Annotated in this window: 19 protein-coding genes and 1 pseudogene; 8 read left to right on the top strand and 12 right to left on the bottom strand. The window is 50.9% G+C overall.

The genetic code is table 11. The features are described 5' to 3' along the window. A partial coding sequence (locus tag HCX92_RS14840) for an FGGY family carbohydrate kinase (protein WP_248289972.1) occupies window positions 1–207 on the bottom strand: 207 nt, incomplete at its 3' end. A gap of 119 nt (window positions 208–326) precedes the next feature. Beyond that, window positions 327–1028 carry a hypothetical protein gene (locus HCX92_RS01510; protein WP_169293150.1) on the bottom strand — a complete coding sequence of 234 codons (702 nt, stop codon included), beginning with the start codon at window positions 1026–1028 and terminating at the stop codon, window positions 327–329. Between the two features lie 120 nt (window positions 1029–1148). Here HCX92_RS01510 and fghA point away from each other — a divergent pair, with 120 nt between their 5' ends. Together fghA and rpoH are read left to right on the top strand one after the other, a co-directional pair. Beyond that, window positions 1149–1988, top strand: a complete 840-nt coding sequence (gene fghA / locus HCX92_RS01505) for an S-formylglutathione hydrolase (protein ID WP_169293149.1) — start codon at window positions 1149–1151, stop codon at window positions 1986–1988. Window positions 1989–2142: 154 nt separating this feature from the next. Further along, window positions 2143–3021 (top strand): RNA polymerase sigma factor RpoH, encoded by an 879-nt coding sequence (gene rpoH / locus HCX92_RS01500; RefSeq protein ID WP_169293148.1) that lies wholly within the window; start codon window positions 2143–2145, stop codon window positions 3019–3021. Window positions 3022–3315: 294 nt separating this feature from the next. Here the strand turns inward: rpoH and HCX92_RS01495 are convergent, their stop codons facing one another. From HCX92_RS01495 to HCX92_RS01470, 6 genes are all read right to left on the bottom strand, one after another. Then, complete coding sequence (locus HCX92_RS01495; protein ID WP_169293147.1) at window positions 3316–4158, bottom strand: OmpA family protein; 843 nt, start codon at window positions 4156–4158, stop codon at window positions 3316–3318. A 397-nt stretch (window positions 4159–4555) separates the two neighbouring features. Beyond that, window positions 4556–5182: an SCO family protein gene (locus tag HCX92_RS01490; protein ID WP_246587478.1), complete on the bottom strand. Its 627-nt coding sequence runs from the start codon at window positions 5180–5182 to the stop codon at window positions 4556–4558. A gap of 10 nt (window positions 5183–5192) precedes the next feature. Beyond that, a complete protein-coding gene (cyoE, locus tag HCX92_RS01485; RefSeq protein ID WP_169293146.1) occupies window positions 5193–6092 on the bottom strand; it encodes a heme o synthase in 900 nt (299 codons plus the stop codon). Beyond that, complete coding sequence (locus tag HCX92_RS01480) at window positions 6089–7105, bottom strand: heme A synthase (protein WP_169293145.1); 1017 nt, start codon at window positions 7103–7105, stop codon at window positions 6089–6091. The genes cyoE and HCX92_RS01480 overlap by 4 nt, the downstream gene beginning before the upstream one ends. A gap of 4 nt (window positions 7106–7109) precedes the next feature. Next, a complete protein-coding gene (locus HCX92_RS01475; protein WP_246587479.1) occupies window positions 7110–7724 on the bottom strand; it encodes a hypothetical protein in 615 nt (204 codons plus the stop codon). Window positions 7725–7737: 13 nt separating this feature from the next. Then, window positions 7738–8523 (bottom strand): SURF1 family protein, encoded by a 786-nt coding sequence (locus HCX92_RS01470; RefSeq protein WP_281421623.1) that lies wholly within the window; start codon window positions 8521–8523, stop codon window positions 7738–7740. 28 nt (window positions 8524–8551) lie between these two features. Here HCX92_RS01470 and HCX92_RS01465 point away from each other — a divergent pair, with 28 nt between their 5' ends. Further along, complete coding sequence (locus HCX92_RS01465; protein ID WP_169293143.1) at window positions 8552–8755, top strand: twin transmembrane helix small protein; 204 nt, start codon at window positions 8552–8554, stop codon at window positions 8753–8755. Window positions 8756–8824: 69 nt separating this feature from the next. Here the strand turns inward: HCX92_RS01465 and HCX92_RS01460 are convergent, their stop codons facing one another. From HCX92_RS01460 to coxB, 4 genes and pseudogenes are all read right to left on the bottom strand, one after another. Beyond that, window positions 8825–9700 (bottom strand): cytochrome c oxidase subunit 3, encoded by an 876-nt coding sequence (locus HCX92_RS01460; protein ID WP_169293142.1) that lies wholly within the window; start codon window positions 9698–9700, stop codon window positions 8825–8827. 37 nt (window positions 9701–9737) lie between these two features. Beyond that, a complete protein-coding gene (locus tag HCX92_RS01455; RefSeq protein ID WP_169293141.1) occupies window positions 9738–9962 on the bottom strand; it encodes a DUF2970 domain-containing protein in 225 nt (74 codons plus the stop codon). A gap of 154 nt (window positions 9963–10116) precedes the next feature. Beyond that, the gene (gene ctaD, locus HCX92_RS01450; RefSeq protein ID WP_169293140.1) at window positions 10117–11712 is read right to left on the bottom strand and encodes a cytochrome c oxidase subunit I; all 1596 of its coding nucleotides are present in this window, start codon (window positions 11710–11712) and stop codon (window positions 10117–10119) included. 94 nt (window positions 11713–11806) lie between these two features. Beyond that, window positions 11807–12607, bottom strand: a pseudogene (coxB, locus tag HCX92_RS01445) (cytochrome c oxidase subunit II); the annotation flags it as partial. Window positions 12608–12828: 221 nt separating this feature from the next. Here coxB and HCX92_RS01440 point away from each other — a divergent pair. From HCX92_RS01440 to HCX92_RS01420, 5 genes are all read left to right on the top strand, one after another. After that, complete coding sequence (locus tag HCX92_RS01440; protein ID WP_169293138.1) at window positions 12829–13644, top strand: NUDIX hydrolase family protein; 816 nt, start codon at window positions 12829–12831, stop codon at window positions 13642–13644. Window positions 13645–13663: 19 nt separating this feature from the next. Then, window positions 13664–14299, top strand: a complete 636-nt coding sequence (locus HCX92_RS01435; RefSeq protein WP_169293137.1) for a PhaM family polyhydroxyalkanoate granule multifunctional regulatory protein — start codon at window positions 13664–13666, stop codon at window positions 14297–14299. A gap of 98 nt (window positions 14300–14397) precedes the next feature. Then, window positions 14398–15774 carry a bifunctional UDP-N-acetylglucosamine diphosphorylase/glucosamine-1-phosphate N-acetyltransferase GlmU gene (glmU, locus tag HCX92_RS01430; protein ID WP_169293136.1) on the top strand — a complete coding sequence of 459 codons (1377 nt, stop codon included), beginning with the start codon at window positions 14398–14400 and terminating at the stop codon, window positions 15772–15774. Beyond that, entirely contained in the window at window positions 15771–17171 is a 1401-nt protein-coding gene (locus HCX92_RS01425; protein WP_169293135.1) for an MFS transporter, read from the top strand. The genes glmU and HCX92_RS01425 overlap by 4 nt, the downstream gene beginning before the upstream one ends. An 8-nt stretch (window positions 17172–17179) precedes the next feature. Continuing rightward, entirely contained in the window at window positions 17180–17971 is a 792-nt protein-coding gene (locus HCX92_RS01420; RefSeq protein ID WP_169293134.1) for a glycosyltransferase family 2 protein, read from the top strand. Window positions 17972–18057: the final 86 nt, after the last annotated feature.

Genomic DNA, 18057 nt, shown 5'->3' with positions numbered 1-18057 from the left:
CGGACTGACTCCTGACTGACGAATAACCGCCTGCAGGGTTGCCAACTGTGATTGCCAGATTTCCTGCGGCTCATGCTCCACCCAGCCCGATTGCGGATAATACTGGGGAAACTCCTGCTGCGCCATGGCGACAATATTGCCATGCCGGTCAAACAGAATACTGCGCGAACTTGAAGTTCCCTGGTCAAGGGCCAGTAAATAGTCCATATCCATCCTTTTCATTTTTCATTCTTTATGTCTGGACAGTATATCGTTTCCAACATTAAGCTTGAACAGGACAATAAAGAAGAATGACAAACGAGCAGAAGCGTTCAATGAACAGGCCTTTATGTCTCTTCGGATTCGGGCTGGATTTTTCTTGGACGACCACGCTTACCAGGGCTGACACGTCGACTGGCACTGCCTGAGAGCGACGCCAGGAATGACTCGCTACCCAGCGCCCATTGTCCCGCCAGGGCAGCGGCAATCCTGGCACTTTCATTCATGGACAAACCGTGGTGGAACATTTCCCGATATCGGGCCTGACGGTCAAATGGGGTATTGCCAGTCTGCCAATAATCCTCATGATCGCTCAACCAGGCCACCGAGCCCAGACTGGCACCGGTATGAATACCCGCCGAGGACCAAGGCCACAACTCGGGCGCATCCATGCCTTTCTCGCGACTGGTAAAGGACTCCATCCAAACCATGGCTGGCAGCACCCACTGCCCGGGCTCAAGCAGGGCAGAACGGTATCGGCCCTGAAAAACAGGCCCGGATCGCAACGAGGCCGCCAGGTTTCTGCCTAACGACTGCATGACACGGGAAATACCCTGTTCGTTTTCAGGTGTTGCAAGCAAGAGGATGCTGTCATCAACCAGCGTCCAGCCATGCAAGGCCACTTTATGCACATTCACCAGATCGGCCAGCCAGGCCTGAACCTGATTCATGAGTTTTCCCGCATCGGGGGCTGTATTGAAAGAATGAACAAGCCTTGCATGAACCAATTGTGCTATGCGTGGGGCATACAGGCGGGGAAGTCGGGCCATGGTAGCTCAATCAAAGAATAGACAAGACAAATTGTAGCGAAAAACCGGCGCTACTACAGGTACAATCTTTGTGTTTAAGTGAACTTGTTTTTCTTCCACCCATTTTCTGAGGTCAACGACATGAATCTTGAAATTATCAGCGAACATGCCTGTTTTGACGGGGTACAGCGCTTTTACCAACACCAGTCCAGTGAAATCGGACTGCCTATGCGCTTTTCCGTATTTATCCCCCGCCAGGCCGAAAATGGCGCCTTGCCTGCCCTGTTTTACCTGGCCGGCCTGACCTGCACCGAAGAAACCTTCATGATCAAAGGTGGTGCCCAGCGTTACGCGGCTGAACACGGCATCATGCTGATTGCCCCGGACACCAGCCCAAGAGGAGCCGGTATAGAGGGAGAGGACGAACACTGGGATTTTGGCACCGGGGCCGGCTTTTATCTGGACGCGACCGAGCCCGGCTGGAATAAAAATTACCGGATGTACAGCTACATTACCAAAGAACTTTATGCAATTGCCGAATCATTGGGTGCCGCCAAAGACCGGATTGGTATTTTCGGACACTCGATGGGCGGCCACGGTGCCCTGGTGCTGGCCCTGAAAAACCCCCAACTGTTCAAATCCGTCTCCGCTTTTGCCCCGGTAGCCGCACCAGTCAAATGTCCTTGGGGACAAAAAGCCTTCTCCCGCTATTTGGGCAATGACAAGACCCAGTGGGAAGCGTATGACGCCTCCTGCCTGATGCAGACCCTGCACAATCCTTTTCCTAAGGGGATCCTGATAGATCAGGGCCTGAAAGACAGTTTCCTGCAAGAGCAGTTGCACCCTGACGCCTTCGAAGCAGCATGTGAACAGGCCAAGCAGTCGTTGGTCCTGCGTCGTCACGCGCAATACGATCACGGTTATTATTTCATTTCTACGTTCATGGAAGACCATATCCGTTTTCATGCCGAGCGTCTTTAAGACAGATTTTCAGCCGAAAAACCGTCGTCTTAAATGCATTGAATGCATTGAATCAGGAACTTTTTCCTGATTCCGGCATCTCATTAGCACTCTTTTCAATTGAGTGCTAATATATACAACGAAAATATTATTTCAACGGAGTCAAACAAAATCTATGTCAAATCAAACGCTTGCACTGTCAAACCCCAATGTTGCCATGGCCATCTCCAACCCCGGAGCATTGGGCACCATCGACGCATACATTAGTGCAGTGAACCGTTTACCTGTTCTGTCCGCGGAACAGGAAAAGAGTTTGGCTGAACAACTGCAAAAAGAAGGCAATCTTGATGCAGCCCGTGACCTGATCATGTCGCACCTTCGTCTGGTGGTGTCTATTTCCCGTCAATATCTGGGCTACGGTCTGCCTCATGCCGACCTTATCCAGGAAGGCAATATCGGCCTGATGAAAGCGGTCAAACGTTTTGATGTTTCCCGTGGTGTACGTCTGGTTTCCTTTGCCGTTCATTGGATCAAGGCGGAAATCCATGAGTACATCATCCGTAACTGGCGCATGGTAAAAATTGCCACCACCAAAGCCCAACGCAAGCTGTTTTTCAACTTGCGCAGCATGCGTCCCGATGGCCAAACTCTTGATCCGGAACACATTGAAGGCATTGCCGCCAAACTGAATGTCCGCCCAGAGGATGTGAGCGAAATGGAGGTCCGTCTTTCAGGCCGCGATATGTCGTTTGAATCACAAACCGATGATGATGACGAATTCGCCCCCATTTCTTACCTGTCAGACGAGGGCAACCACGAGCCCACCACAGTGATCGAAAAACATGCCTACGACACGCTGCAAAGCTCGGGTATTACCCAGGCACTTTCACTGCTTGATCCCCGTGCCCGGCGTATTATTGAAGCCCGCTGGCTGCAAGATGAGGGCGGTGCCACCTTGCATGAACTGGCTGAGGAATTTGGAGTATCGGCCGAGCGAATCCGGCAAATCGAGGCGGCAGCCCTGAAAAAAATGCGCAAGGCATTAAGCGATTAATTGCCTGCCCGCTATTGCTGTACTGCCTGATGCCATGCTTGCCTTAAAGCATGGCATTAAATTTTCATACGCCTGGCTTATATTCAATACATACATATTGATACAATTTAGCCGGGATTAAATTGAACCATTACAGGTGCTACAGGCCTAATCACCATAGGCCCCGAGAATATCTGTGCAATGCAGGCTTTGGGGCTTGGCATCCGTTTCTGCTTCTCCTCTTTCCCCTCCCCCTTTGAAACGGATGATTCAGGCACTTCATCATATGAAGTGCTTTTTTTTATGAGTGTGAACTCAACCCTGGTTACCCTCAAGATTGTCCTGGTTGGCCTCAAGATTCACCAGCACTTCAACCCTGCGGTTAGGCGCCAGACAAGCGATAAGTTCCTGACGGTTGCCAACATCTTCACATTGCACCAATGGTTGCGACTCACCAAGCCCTTGCACGGTAATGAGGGAAGATGGCACGCCATTGGACACCAGATATCCGGCAACGCTGTTTGCACGCTTTTCCGACAAGACTTGGTTATAGGCCTCTGGACCCAGTCGATCGGTATGACCGATAATTAACACCGATTTGACGCCTGGTTGATTGCGAATTTCCTGGCTTAATGCTTCCAGACGCAATTTACCGCGTTGCTGTAAATCATTGATGCCAGAACCATTAAATGCAAACAGACCGTCAGCCTCAAGCGTAACTTTTCGTGCCTGCTCAACGACTTTTTCAGGGGGTTCATTCGAACAGACATCATCGGGACCTACCGGTTTCCAATAAAAACTGCGTGCCAGCATGTCCTTGTCGAACAAAATCTTGTATTGGCAGGAAGACACATTATTTGTGCCTTTTCCAGGCGTATTCAGGTAAAACAGGAAATCCCATTCACGTGGCGCAAAACCTTCCGAGAAATGAGGACGCCCCAGCAAATAATAAAGCTGGTCTTTAGTTACGCCTGAACGCACCAGACTAAGGTTTTCAGGGTTGGGGGCGATTCCCCTTCCATTATCATAAGTAATGCTACGAATATCTGGAAAAACCGGGTTATCGGTTGTGCCGTCGGGCATGACATTGCTAAGTGACCCACAGGCACTCAGGGAAAGGCCTGCCAATGCTGTCACGATTACTCTGTGGAAATTCATCTTACTCCAACCAATTCTACCTAAAACAAATTCAGACCATGAATTCGTACATTTATAAAAATCTCTTGCCATGAACGGCCCGACAACTACAGAATGCTATTTAAACAAACACCAGCAAGCCAGCCAAGACAGAAAACCAATCATTCAAATAAATGAATGCATTTTAATCATTAATCGTAAATTTTTGTTTCAAACAAACAACATAAATCCTAATAAATAACAATTAAATAGCAAATAAAAACATTAAGATCCGTTATAAAAATATTTTATTGCCCATCAACGTCTATTCAGGGGTGTTCTCCCACTGACTCCGGATACCTTCCGGGTCCTGCCTGCACCCTCGACAAAAAAACATCCGGCCTTAAACCGGATGTTGGGATTCACGATCATGAACAATTCAAAACAGGCTTTTTATATCCTTTTCCATATCTTCAACAGGTGTGCCCGGCTTGAAAAGAATACGGGACTCACCTTTTTTATCCAGCACATATAAGCTGGAGCTGTGCTCCATGGAGTATGTGCCATTGGTATGGGCCACTTTCTTGTAAAAGGCCTTGAAGGATTTGGCCAACCGGGCAATTTGCTCGGGCGTGCCGGTAATCGCATTGAAACGTTCATCAAAAGCGGACACATAAGCCTTGAGCATTTCCGGTGTATCACGTTCGGGGTCTATACTCACCATCACCACCTGCACCTGCGCCGCTTCTTCAGGGGTGAATTTTGTCATGAGCTGCGACAGCTCCGCCATGGCGGTAGGACAGACATCGGGGCATTGGGTAAACCCAAAGAAAACCACCACCACCTTATCCTTGTAATCCTCGAAAGAAACCGGTTTGCCATCCTGATTAATACCACCGACGTTTTTACCAAAACCGGTACCGGTAATATCCGAACCAATAAATGAAATTGACCGGGTGGTTGCCGCTTCGAACACCTCCTGCTTGCAGGCGGATAAGCCAAATGCCATGGAAAACGCCAATCCCAGACTAACTGCCAGCTTCCTGGCCTTATATGATTTTTTCATTACTTAACACCTACAATCGCATCAGAATCATCATCCAGTGATCCACCAGCAAAGCGCCAAACAACAGCGCCAGATAGAGAATCGAAAACCGGAACGTTTTTCGGGCCAGCTCATCACTGTAAACCTTATACAGTCTTAATGCATACCGGATGAACCAGCCACCCAAAAACAGGGCCGATGCCAGATAAAACACACCACTCATGCGGATAATAAAAGGCATGAGTGTGACCACCACAAGCATGAAAGTATATAAAAGAATATGCAAGCGGGTAAACGCATTGCCATGCGTGATGGGTAACATCGGCAAACCTGATTTTTGGTAATCATGGCTGCGATACAGCGCCAGCGCCCAGAAATGCGGAGGGGTCCAGGCAAAAATAATAAGCACCAGCAACCACGCCTCTGCCGGAACCGAGCCCGCCACAGCTGCCCAGCCCAACGCTGGCGGCATTGCACCTGATAAGCCGCCAATAACGATATTCTGGGGGGTACGCGGTTTTAATACAATAGTATAGATCAAGGCATAGCCAATAAATGTCGCAAATGTCAGCCACATGGTCAACGGATTGACGAACCAGTACAGCACCAGCATGCCCAGACCACCCACCATGCCCGACATAAGCACCACCTGCAGTGAAGTAATGGTACCTTGTGCCGTTGCCCGGCGCCGGGTTCTTAACATGCGGGCATCAATTTCCTGTTCGATCAGACAATTAATGGCAAAAGCGGCCGCGGCCAGCAGCCAGATCCCGAAGGTTCCCGCCACCACCACACTGGCCGGTGGCAACCCGTTGGAGGCCAAAAACATACCGATGACGGCACAGAAAACGGCCAACTGGGTTACCCGGGGTTTGGTCAGTACCCAATATTGTTGGAAAAAACCTGTTTGCGGTGTCAAGGCAATCGTCATGGCAATACCTTATAGTCAGTTCCTGCGCGACTCAATCGCACAAGTATCGTTACCGCCGCAATCACCAAACCTGCGGCGCCACCATTATGCAAAACGGCAATGAGTAATGGCCACTGGAAAAATATCGTGCTCAATCCGGTTAAGACCTGCATCAATAATAACAAAACCAGCCACTGCGCGGGAGCGCGTAAACCCTGCTCTTTTCGCAGACGCAAGGCAATGGCAAACAAGAACACGAAGACAAAGATGGCGAAATTGCGGTGCACCCAGTGAATCGCTGTCAATGCCTGCTGTGAAATCATTTCCCCGCTGGATAATTCGCCCAGACCACGAAAAACCGAATAGCCGCCAACAAAATCCATCTCGGGAATCCACTGCCCATGACAGGTGGGAAAATCCATACATGCCAGGGCGGCATAATTGGTACTGACCCACCCCCCGAACACAATCTGCACAAACAAGATAAGCAGCCCAAACCACATCCAGGGCCGATAAACAACCATACCGGCAGGAATCGGCGCATGTGCTTTTTCACGGGCGGCAAGCCAGCTCATAAGAGCCAGCAACAGCATGCCGCCCAACAAATGGGCAGTCACGATTACCGGCATTAGTTTATGCGTCACGGTCCAGGCACCAAACGCACCCTGCAGACAGACCGCCACCAGACAAAAAGTGGCCAGTCCCGCCGGGCGGCCAATCTGCTTTCGATAACGCCATGCCATGACTACAATGGCAATGATCAGCATGCCCAGCACGCTACCCCAATACCGGTGAATCATTTCGATCCACGCCTTTGACATGGACACTGGCCCATAGGGCTGCTGCGTCAGCGCCTCGGCAATTTGCCCCGATGCGCCAAACGGCGTGAGTTTGCCATAACAGCCTGGCCAGTCAGGGCAACCCAGACCTGAATCGGTAAGACGCACGAAAGCGCCAAACATAATCAGATCCAGCGTAAAAAACCAGGTCAGGAATACAAGCTGGCGATAAATGGAACGAACCCGGGCTGCCATGGTATTACCCAATCACGGAAACATGCAGTAGTTTGGCAATATCGTTACGAAACCGGACGGGATCGGTGTCCTGGCCGGGGTAATACATGATCAAATTGCCAAGCGGATCAATGATCCACAGGTATTTATCCATTTCCCGCTCAAGCTCAACCGCATCTGCCTGCACATCCGGGCCCAATAAAAAAGCACTCAACGCCACCGGATCGGCCCGTAACATCAAGGTACCTTTATACGCATCGAGCACCTTCTGCGGTATGGGCTCGTTATCGGTCACAAACCAGACGCGCATCAAACGCTCCACATTCTTGCCCTGGCTGGCATGGGCATTGCGGGTGTAATGCAACTTGGTGGCGCAAGAATCCGGACAGGCACCACCATCAGCACTAACCAATACCCAGCGCCCTTTCAGTGACCCCAGATCAAACGGCTTGCCATCAAGCATCGTTAACGGCAACTGGGCCGACGCTGGCATCGTCCGTTGTGGCGTCACGAATGAACCATAATTGGTGGCACCGGCAGGTCTTAAGGCCGGCACATAATAAAGCAATGCGGCTGCCACCAACGGAATAATGCAACTGAGCAGAATCAGGTACAAAGGCACCAGGGACCGTTTTTTCATCTCCAATACCCCACTATTCATTCTGACTCCTTGATTTCCAGTGTCTACCCATCCTGTATCCTACAAACAGCATGGCCAGCAGCGCTATCAGGGCAAACCCAAACCATTGCATGGCATAAGCCGTATTTTTGTGATGGTCAACAGGCGGTGTTGCCCAATCACGGATCAGTCCGTCCTCTATTGTCCCCATCTGCTGGATTACCATCGGCAAAAAAACCAGGCCGCTTGCCTGCGCCATGTTTTTCAATTCAAGATTTTGAACCTGGGGCAACTCCGACCCTGACAAAGGCAGACGGGCAGGCAATTGTGCCTGTTTCTCACCCGATAACGACCAAAGCTCAAGCAACCTTGGCACATGATCCAACAGCTGCCCCTGGATCGTCACGGTGCCCGCCGTTAACGGAAAATCGGGAAGGGGTGCCGGTGCAATGCGTCGCTCAAACCAGCCCCGCAAAACCAGAACGGCTTTATGATGAGGTGCCTGTCCCAACAACAAGGGTGTTGCCAGCCAATAGCCCGGCCTGCCCTGATGATTGCGATTTAACAACACACTGAATTGTGGTTGCCACACACCGGTCACACTAACCGTTCGCCATTCCCGCCATTCATTTTCAGGTGTATCATTTTGAAGTAACAGGGTGGAAAGCTGTTGCCCATGTTCGATCTCGGCCTGAAGGGCCTGTCGTTCACTGGCACGCTGCAATTGCCATTGACCCAGTAAAATAAAAATCACCAGCAGCATTGCCAAAAACACCAAGGCAAGCCAGTGCTTTATCTTTACGGCTTGACTGTCTTTCATTCGATTTTTCCCATCGGGAGCATCAATCATGCATGTATTCATCGGGGTGGTTTTCCTGTCCATTATCGTCAGTCTGGCACTTGCTTTTTTCTATTTAATGCGGGACAAAGGTACCAACAACAAAACCGTCAACGCCCTGACCCTGCGCGTGGGTCTTTCGATTGCCCTGCTGGCCTTTGTGCTGTTTGCCAACTACATGGGCTGGATCCACAGCACAGGCATCAGGCCATAGCCAACACCCCTTCACCTTGACGTCAAAAGGCCGGATCAGACCGGCCTTTTTTGCAGGCTTACCGGTTGCTCAAAACCAATATACAAACAAATAAAGCCCCAGCCAGACCACATCAACAAAGTGCCAGTACCAGGCCGCCCCTTCAAAACCAAAGTGGTGATCGGCCGTAAAATGTCCCCTGACCAGGCGCAACAAAATAATGCTCAGGATAGTGGCACCCAACAATACGTGAAAACCGTGAAATCCGGTTAACATGTAAAACAGCGAGCCATAAATACCGGAATCAAAACGCAGGTTCAGGTCTGAGTAAGCATGGCCATATTCAACGGCCTGAAAATACAGGAAAGTAAAACCCAGGATCACGGTAAGCAACAACCAGAAAATACTGCTGCCCCGCTTGCTGGCCCGCAAGGCATGGTGCGAAAGGGTTAGCGTCAGCCCCGACGTTAACAGTAAAATCGTATTGATGGTGGGCAGCCAGAAAGGCCCTATTATTTCAAAAGGCGGAACAATTCCGGCCGGGCCGAAATTGGGCCATTGACCTGAAAAACCCGGCCACAGCATTAACTGGTGATCCAGATTACTCAGCCAGGGTGTGGTTATTTCACGGGCATACCAAAGCGCACCAAAAAAAGCCGCAAAGAACATGACCTCGGAAAAAATAAACCAGCCCATCCCCCAACGATAGGAATCATCAATGCGCTTGCTGTTAAGCCCGCTCTCGGACTCCCGGATGGCATCGGAAAACCAGAAAAACAGCATGACAAACAATAACAGCAACCCCGCCAGAAAAACCCAGTTCCCGTAAGAAACATGGTTAATCCAGGCGACCGCCCCAATCAGCATAATCAAAATGGCAAAACTGGTTCTGGCCGGATGTGCCGAAGATGAAGGCACATAATAATACGGTACCTCTTTGCCATTAACGGAGTGACTTGCACCCATAGCTTTCTCCTTTGGTACAAATACGTTTTATTTGGAATCAGGCCAATCCTGAAATGGCCCAGCGAGCAACCATCACCAATATAAAAATAAATATAAGAACCCCGATAATGCCTGCAAGAATGATATGCACCGGATTGAGCCTTGAAATATCCTCCTGATAACCGGCTCCTTTTCGAATACCCAGAAAAGCCCACAAGATGGCCTTCAGGGTCTGGAAAAAATTCAATTTCCGCTGTGCCAGCTCTTTAATATCGTCACTCATTCATGTGCCCTTTGCTCAAACGATCTTCAGGCCTTTGCCTATTGTCCAGAAGAACAGCAGCAGCACCACAACTGCCAATATAAGACCTGTTCTTATGTTCTTGCTACGTTGCTCGGGTGTCATTGTCTTTATGCCTGTCAATAAAAAAATCGGTTTACTTGATTTCCGGTGGAGTCTCGAAAGTATGGTAGGGCAAGGGAGATGGCAAGGTCCATTCGAGCCCCTCGGCGCCTTCCCATACCTGCGCGGTTGCTTTCTGCCCTTCTCCACGGAACGCTTTAATCACGATATACAGGAACAGCAACTGCGAGAGTCCGAACCAGAAAGCCCCAATGGTGGCAATCTGATGGAAGTCGGTAAACTGCGTTGCATAGTCCACGTAACGGCGCGGCATACCGGCCAGACCCAAAAAATGCATCGGGAAAAAGGTCAGGTTAAAAGACACGATGGTTGACCAGAAATGAATCCTGCCCAGTTTTTCGTCATACATATATCCCGTCCATTTAGGCAGCCAGTAATAGGTGCCTGAAAACAGTGCGAACAGGGATCCGGCCACCAGCACATAATGGAAATGTGCCACCACATAATAAGTGTCGTGCACGGCAATATCAATGGGGGCTACCGCCAAAATCAGGCCGGTAAAGCCGCCAATGGTAAATACGAAAATAAAACCGATTGAAAACAGCATGGGCGTTTCAAAACTTAATGAACCGCGCCACATGGTGGCCACCCAATTAAACACTTTCACCCCGGTTGGAATGGAAATCAGCATGGTGGCATACATGAAATACAACTGTCCGGTGACCGGCATACCTGTTGCAAACATATGGTGTGCCCACACAATAAATGAGAGAATAGCAATCGCCGAGGTGGCATACACCATGGAAGCATAGCCAAACAGTTTTTTACGCGAAAAAGTGGGGATGACGGCTGACACAATACCAAAGGCCGGCAGAATCATGATGTAAACTTCAGGATGCCCGAAGAACCAGAACACATGTTGATACAACACCGGATCGCCCCCGGCTGCCGCATTGAAAAACCCGGTTCCAAAATGACGGTCTGTCAGCAGCATGGTCACTGCCGCCGCCAGCACGGGCATCACGGCAATCAGCAGATAAGCGGTAATCAGCCAGGTCCAGCAAAACAAGGGCATTTTCATCAGGGTCATGCCTGGTGCACGCATATTCAGCACCGTGACAATAATATTGATCGCCCCCATAATGGAAGAGGCACCCAGAATATGAATGGCGAAAATGGCCATATCCATACCCGGCCCCATTTGCAGGGACAAAGGCGCATACATCGTCCAACCCGCGGCAGTGGCACCACCGGGAACAAAGAATGAGGCGGTCAACAAAATGCCCCCCACCGGCAACAGCCAGAAGCTGAAGTTGTTCATGCGGGCAAAAGCCATATCCGATGCACCAATCTGCAAGGGAATCATGTAGTTGGCAAAACCCACCAACGCGGGCATGATCGCCCCGAAAATCATGATCAGGCCATGCATGGTGGTGAACTGGTTAAACAGGTCCGGCTGAAAGAACTGCACGCCTGGCTCAAATAGCTCAATCCGTATCAATAGCGCCAGGGTGCCGCCTTCCATCAGGGAAATGAACGAAAAGATCAGGTACATCAGGCCAATATCTTTATGGTTGGTGGCAAAAAGCCACCGTCGCCAACCCTTGGGCTTGGCATCGTGATCGTCGTGAACGAGATCCTGGGCGTGACCGACTGCTACGCTAGTCATATTGTCCTCCTTACCTGCATAGTCCCGGCCTATAGTGTTGACCGGTTAAATAAGTATCTGAATAAATCCGGGGCTTTTATTTTGATGCCAGCGCTTTGCGCTCTTTTGACCAGGATGCGAAATCATCTTCGGACACAACGCGCACGACAATCGGCATAAAGGCGTGGTTCTGACCGCACAATTCAGCACACTGTCCACGAAACGTTCCGATCTGATCAGCCCGGAACCAGGTATCGCGCAAAAAGCCCGGAATGGCATCCTGCTTGACCCCCAGTTCGGGTACATACCAGGAATGAATGACGTCGGAAGCAGTAACGACCACACGTATCTTCTTGCCAACTGGCACGACCATTTCCTGATCCACTTCCATCAGGTAAGTATTTGATTTTTTGGCATCACCCATAATTTCAGCAACAGGCGTAGACAGATTCGATAGAAAACTGACCCCTTTGGCAGGACCGTCAAGATACTCATAACCCCATTTCCACTGATAACCCGTTGCCTTGACCGTCAGGTCGGCACTGGATGTGTCTTTCATGGCAACCACCGTTTTGGTGGCGGGCAATGCCATGGCGATCACAATAATGAAGGGAATGACCGTCCAGGCCACTTCAACGCCTAAATGCTCGTGAAAAACGGACGCCTTATGACCCTTTGATTTTCGATGGGCCCAGATGGAATAGAACATGACCCCGAATACGCCGATAAAAATAATCGTGCAAATAATCAGCATCATCCAGTGCAGCCAATAAATATCAGCGGCAATTTCTGTTACCCCTGGCGTCAGATTAATCTGTGCAACCTTGGGACCCCCTGGCATGTCTCCTGTTTGGGCGAATACCGTTGTGCTGCCAATGAATACGGTAATGCCTAGCAACCCTCTCAACTTTTTCATGTTGACCTCTTGCTGTTGCACCCAAATATCATTTTTTATTACTATCTACTACACTGAATATTCAGGTACAGATTTATTATTTAGTGGCACAAATTTTTTCTACAACGTATTGATTTACATCATAGCGCATTCATTTAACCATACAAACACAGATTAAAGTTACTGCATATACAGCATAAAGGCTACAATCGTTGCATGTTTGATACGTAACTCATAGTAATTTGAAGCAATTAACTGAACTTTATCAAGGGCTACAGCAAGAAATACAGGAATTCCCTCATAGACATTCCCTTCCTTTGCTTATTGCCGGAAAATCAGCCGGTTTTATTACGGCCGAGGCACAAACCGCCTTGCGTAATCACCCGCAGGTTTACCAGAGCGCCAGCGGATTTCATATTGCCAGTCCGGACATCTCCAGAACTGAATTGGATCGCCTTCTGGCCAGTATCGCCACTTGTCTTCACCGGGCCAATTGCACCCGAGCCTGGCGCGATGAACTGCTTAATGTATATGCCGAAGGACAGGCCATTGGTGTCATCGAGCGGGCAGCCATGCGTCCGCTTGGCCTGTTAACCCGTGCCGTACACTTGAATGCCTGGACCCCCGACCTGAAAATTTACCTGGCAAAACGTGCATCCACCAAAGCCACCGACCCCGGCATGTGGGACACCCTGGTCGGCGGCCTGGCCAACGGAATTGAAGACCTGGAACAGGCGCTTTTGCGCGAAAGTGATGAAGAGGCCGGACTGGAAGAGCCCGATTTGCAAATCCGCACACCCTTGCGTACTATTTTGCAAATGCACCGTCGCTTGCCCGAGGGCTATCAGGTTGAGGATATCATAGTAAGTGACTGCATTATCCTGCCACATACCCAACCCGCCAACCGTGACGGTGAAGTGTCTGAAATCAGGATATTTGAACAGGAAGAAGTTCTTGACATGATTGCCCGCCGGGTAATCACAGTTGAAGCCGCCATTGTCCTTCTTGACGGACTGGTCAACCAGCCCGCCAAACGACTGTTGCATCAGCTGCCTTAATTCACAAAGGAGATCACTCATGAGTTCACAAAACACCAACCCTTTTGTTCTTCCCGGTTTTGGGCAGGATGGCATCACGGCAGGCAATCCCCTTATCAGCAGTATGGAAATGATGGGCAAGGCATGGCAGGCCTTTGCCCAAACCGGCACACCCGCCACGTTTCCCATGGCCGGCACCACGCTTAACCCCGAAGAACTGGACAAACGCATCCAGGAATTGAAAACCGTTGAGAACTGGTTGAAGCTTAACCTTTCAATGCTTTCCAGCACCATTCAGGGCATGGAAATCCAGCGTGCCAGCATTGCCACCATGCACTCATTTGTCAGCGCCGTTGCCGAACAACATAAAGGCCAGGCCACACTCGATGAAGTGCTCGGCCTGAAACCCAAAACCACTGATGAGGCAACAGACAACCAGACGGCAAGCACTGCCAGCGGCAGTGATGCCTTAAGCTCGGCCGCCAGTGCCTGGTGGAATATGCTGCAAAACCAGTTCAACCAACTGGCCCAGGCAACCGCTGCCACCTTGCAGCCAAGTCCCGAAGACAACACCGACAACAAGCCTGAAACCGGTACCGGGCCCGCTGCCGCCCCTGCCAAGACCAGCACCAGAAAAACCACCGCCAGAAAAACGACAACACCCGCAAAAAAATGATCCGACCTACCGGAAACCACACTTAAGGGCAACGGTTTCCGGTTAAAGTAAGCAATAATTCGGTAATCATTATTTACAACGCATCACTACAAAATATTATGTCACTCAATATCGTCATTCTTGCCGCCGGCATGGGCAAACGCATGCAGTCGGACTTACCCAAGGTTTTACATACACTGGCCGGCAAACCCATGCTTGCGCATGTCATAGAGAGTGCCAGGCAGCTGAATCCCACCCGCATTACCGTTGTGGTGGGTCATGGCGCCGAAACCGTCAAAGCCGGCTTTGCCCATATGCCAGGTATCGAGTTTGCGCTTCAGCAACCCCAGCAAGGCACCGGTCACGCCGTCCAGCAGGCCGTGCCCTTCCTGACAGGTGGCCAGGCACCGGAAGACACCACGCTGGTGTTATATGGCGATGTGCCTCTGGTTCAGGCACAAACCCTGCAACGCCTGCTGCAGGCCCGTGGCCAAGGGGTAGCGGTGTTGACCGAAACCCTGTCCGACCCCAGCGGCTATGGTCGCATCATTCGTAACGATGCCGGCAATGTTATCCGTATTGTTGAACACAAGGATGCCAACGAGGCAGAGCGCGCGGTCACTGAGGTCAATACCGGTATTCTTGCCGCCCCCACCGGTTTGCTCAAAAACTGGCTAGGCCGCATTAGCAACAATAATGCCCAGGGCGAATACTATCTGACCGACATCATTGCCCTTGCCGTACAGGATGGCATTACCGTAAGCGCCGCCCAACCCGACTTCCCCTGGGAAACACTGGGCGTCAACAGCCGTATCCAGCAGGCTCAGCTGGAACGTGCATGGCAGGCCGAACAGGCAAGGCGTCAGCTGGAAGCCGGTGTCACCCTGGCCGATCCGGCCCGCTTCGATTTGCGCGGCAGCCTGAAATGCGGCCGGGATGTTTTCATTGACGCAGGATGCATCTTTGAGGGTCATGTTGAACTGGCCGACGGTGTACACATTGGCCCACATTGCGTTTTACGTGATGTCAAACTGGGTGCGGGTACCCGGGTTGAGGCATTCAGCCACCTGCAGGAAGCCGAAGCCGCGGAACACGCCGTCATCGGTCCTTATGCCCGCCTGCGCCCCGGCACCCGGCTGGGTGCACACTCGCATGTCGGCAACTTTGTTGAACTGAAAAAAACCACCCTGGGTGCCAACAGCAAGGCCAATCACCTCAGCTATCTGGGCGATGCCCAGATCGGTCAGCGCGTTAATATTGGTGCAGGTACCATTACCTGCAACTACGATGGAATCAACAAATTCCAGACCATCATTGAGGATGACGCTTTCATTGGTTCAGACACGCAATTGGTGGCCCCGGTAACTGTCCATCAAGGCGCAACACTGGCCGCGGGCACCACCCTGGTCAAGGAGGCGCCCGCCAATACCCTGACATTAACCACCAAGAAACAGGAAAGCCGGCAAAACTGGAAACGTCCCGATAAAAAAGCATGAATGCCAACGAGCCGGTAACACCGGCCCCTCCCTCCCCGGCGCCAAAACCTTGCGGTCTGCCTGCGCCAGCCCGTTACTGGGCTGCGCTGGGCGTATTGCTTGCGATCAGCATTACCGTACTTGACGCAGGTATTGCCAATATCGCCCTGCCAACCATCGCCGATGATTTGGGTATTCTGCCATCCACCTCCATCTGGATTGTCAATGCCTACACCATTTCCATCATTGCCACGCTATTACCCTTTTCAGCCGTCGCCGAGCGCATTGGTTTTACCTTGATGTACCGGATCGGCATCTCCGTGTTCATTGCCGGTGCCTTTATTTGCTCAATGGCCGATTCTCTTGCCCTGTTAGTACTTGGCCGAATCATACAAGGGCTGGGGTCTTCTTCTGTCATGTGCCTGTTTGGCGGCATGGTGCGTAATATTTACCCACCCCATAAGCTGGCGGCCGGTATCAGCCTGAATGCCATGACGGTTGGTTTAATGGCCGTGTTAAGTCCCTCAATCGGGGCCTTTATCATCACCATCGCGCCCTGGAAGTGGATTTTCATTTTTACCATTCCATTTTGCCTCGTGGCATTGTACGCAGCACGTTTTTTACCGCTCATCCCTAAAGTCACCGCACCTTTCGACTATATCAGCGCTGTCCTGAACATGCTTACTTTTGGCATGTTTCTTTGGGCACTTGATGAATCGGGAAACGAACCCTTAGTAGCCGGCATTGTCTTGCTGCTGTCCCTGCTCTGTGCCATTTTACTTATTCGCCGATCGACACCCCAAACCGCGCCACTGGTCCCCATTGATCTGTTCCGCATTCATACGTTCCGCTATGCCATTATGGTATCGGCCCTGACGTTCATGGCAGCCACTTCTGCCATGCTGGCCCTGCCATTTTATTTTCAGAATATCTTGGGGCTACCTCTGGGCACAGTAGGTATTTTGTTCAGCACATGGCCCATTGGCAGCATTGTTATTGCGCCTCTGGCGGCACGTCTTTCCGCCCGCTTCCCTGCGTCATTGTTATCTGGCATCGGAGCCGCCATCATGTTTATAGGTATTGGCGGCCTGCTGTTACTGCCCAATCCAAGCCCGCTGACCCTTATCAGCCTGTACATGTTCCTGACTGGCATGGGTTTTGGCTTTTTCCAAACCCCCAACAACAAAGCCATACTGCTCTCCACACCCATCCACCGCAGTAGTGCCACCGGTGGTACCCAGGCAACCACCCGCCTCTTTGGCCAGGGCGTTGGTGCGGCAATCGTGGCTTTATGTTTTTCCATCAGCCAGAATGAAGGAGCCATTTATGCGCTGGCCACATCGGCTATCGTTACCATCATCGCGGTTCTCATCAACCTGATCCGTTATTTCAAAAAGATGGACACCGCTGTTATTTGAATTCAACTATGACCACTCAAAAAACCACCCTGGCGGTTGCCTTGATTGTCAAGAACGAAGCACGCATGCTGGCTGCCTGTCTGGACTCGGTCAAGGAGATTGCCGATGAAATCATCATTCTTGACTCAGGCAGTACCGATGACACCGAAGCCATTGCCCGCCGTTACACTGACAAATTTTATATAAATACCGAATGGCCTGGCTTTGGACGCCAACGCCAGCTGGCCCAGCAGTACGTAACGGCCGACTGGGTACTGTGGATTGATGCCGATGAACAGCTCACACCGGAACTGGCCGCCAGCATCCGGGAAGTCCTGGCCAACCCACCCGAAAACACCATTTTTGAAGTAGCCCGGCTCAGCTGGGCCTTTGGGCAGTTCATTCATCACAGTGGCTGGTATCCTGGCTATGTCGAACGTTTTTACCCCACTGCCCTGACCCGCTTTGATGATGCCCTGGTTCATGAAAACGTCATCATTCCGGCCGGTACAAAAGTAAAACCGCTCAAAGGCGACATGCTGCATTACACCTACAATAATCTACACGAATACCTGGTGAAGTCAGCCAACTATGCCGAAGCCTGGGCCGAACAGCGTTTTCGCAAAGGCAAGAAAAACAGCCTGGCTTCGGTCATGATGCATTCGATTGGCCGTTTTTTCAGGACTTACTTTATCAAACGCGGTTTTCTGGATGGCAAGGCCGGCCTGCTGCTGGCCGTACTGTCAGTACAGTCCGTCTTTAACAAGCATGCCATTTTATGGCTGAAAAACCGGGAAAAGCAAAAGGAAGACACGCCATAACCACGTCATCCGCTTTTACTGTCATCTCCCTGAAATCCCTGTTCTCACCCTGACTATCAAACCTGTGTAGCCTTCATGCAGCTCAA

The sequence above is a fragment of the Advenella sp. EE-W14 genome (genome assembly GCF_012923605.1).
Lineage (GTDB): Bacteria > Pseudomonadota > Gammaproteobacteria > Burkholderiales > Burkholderiaceae_B > Advenella > Advenella alkanexedens.
This window is presented reverse-complemented; position numbering and strand designations above follow the sequence as displayed.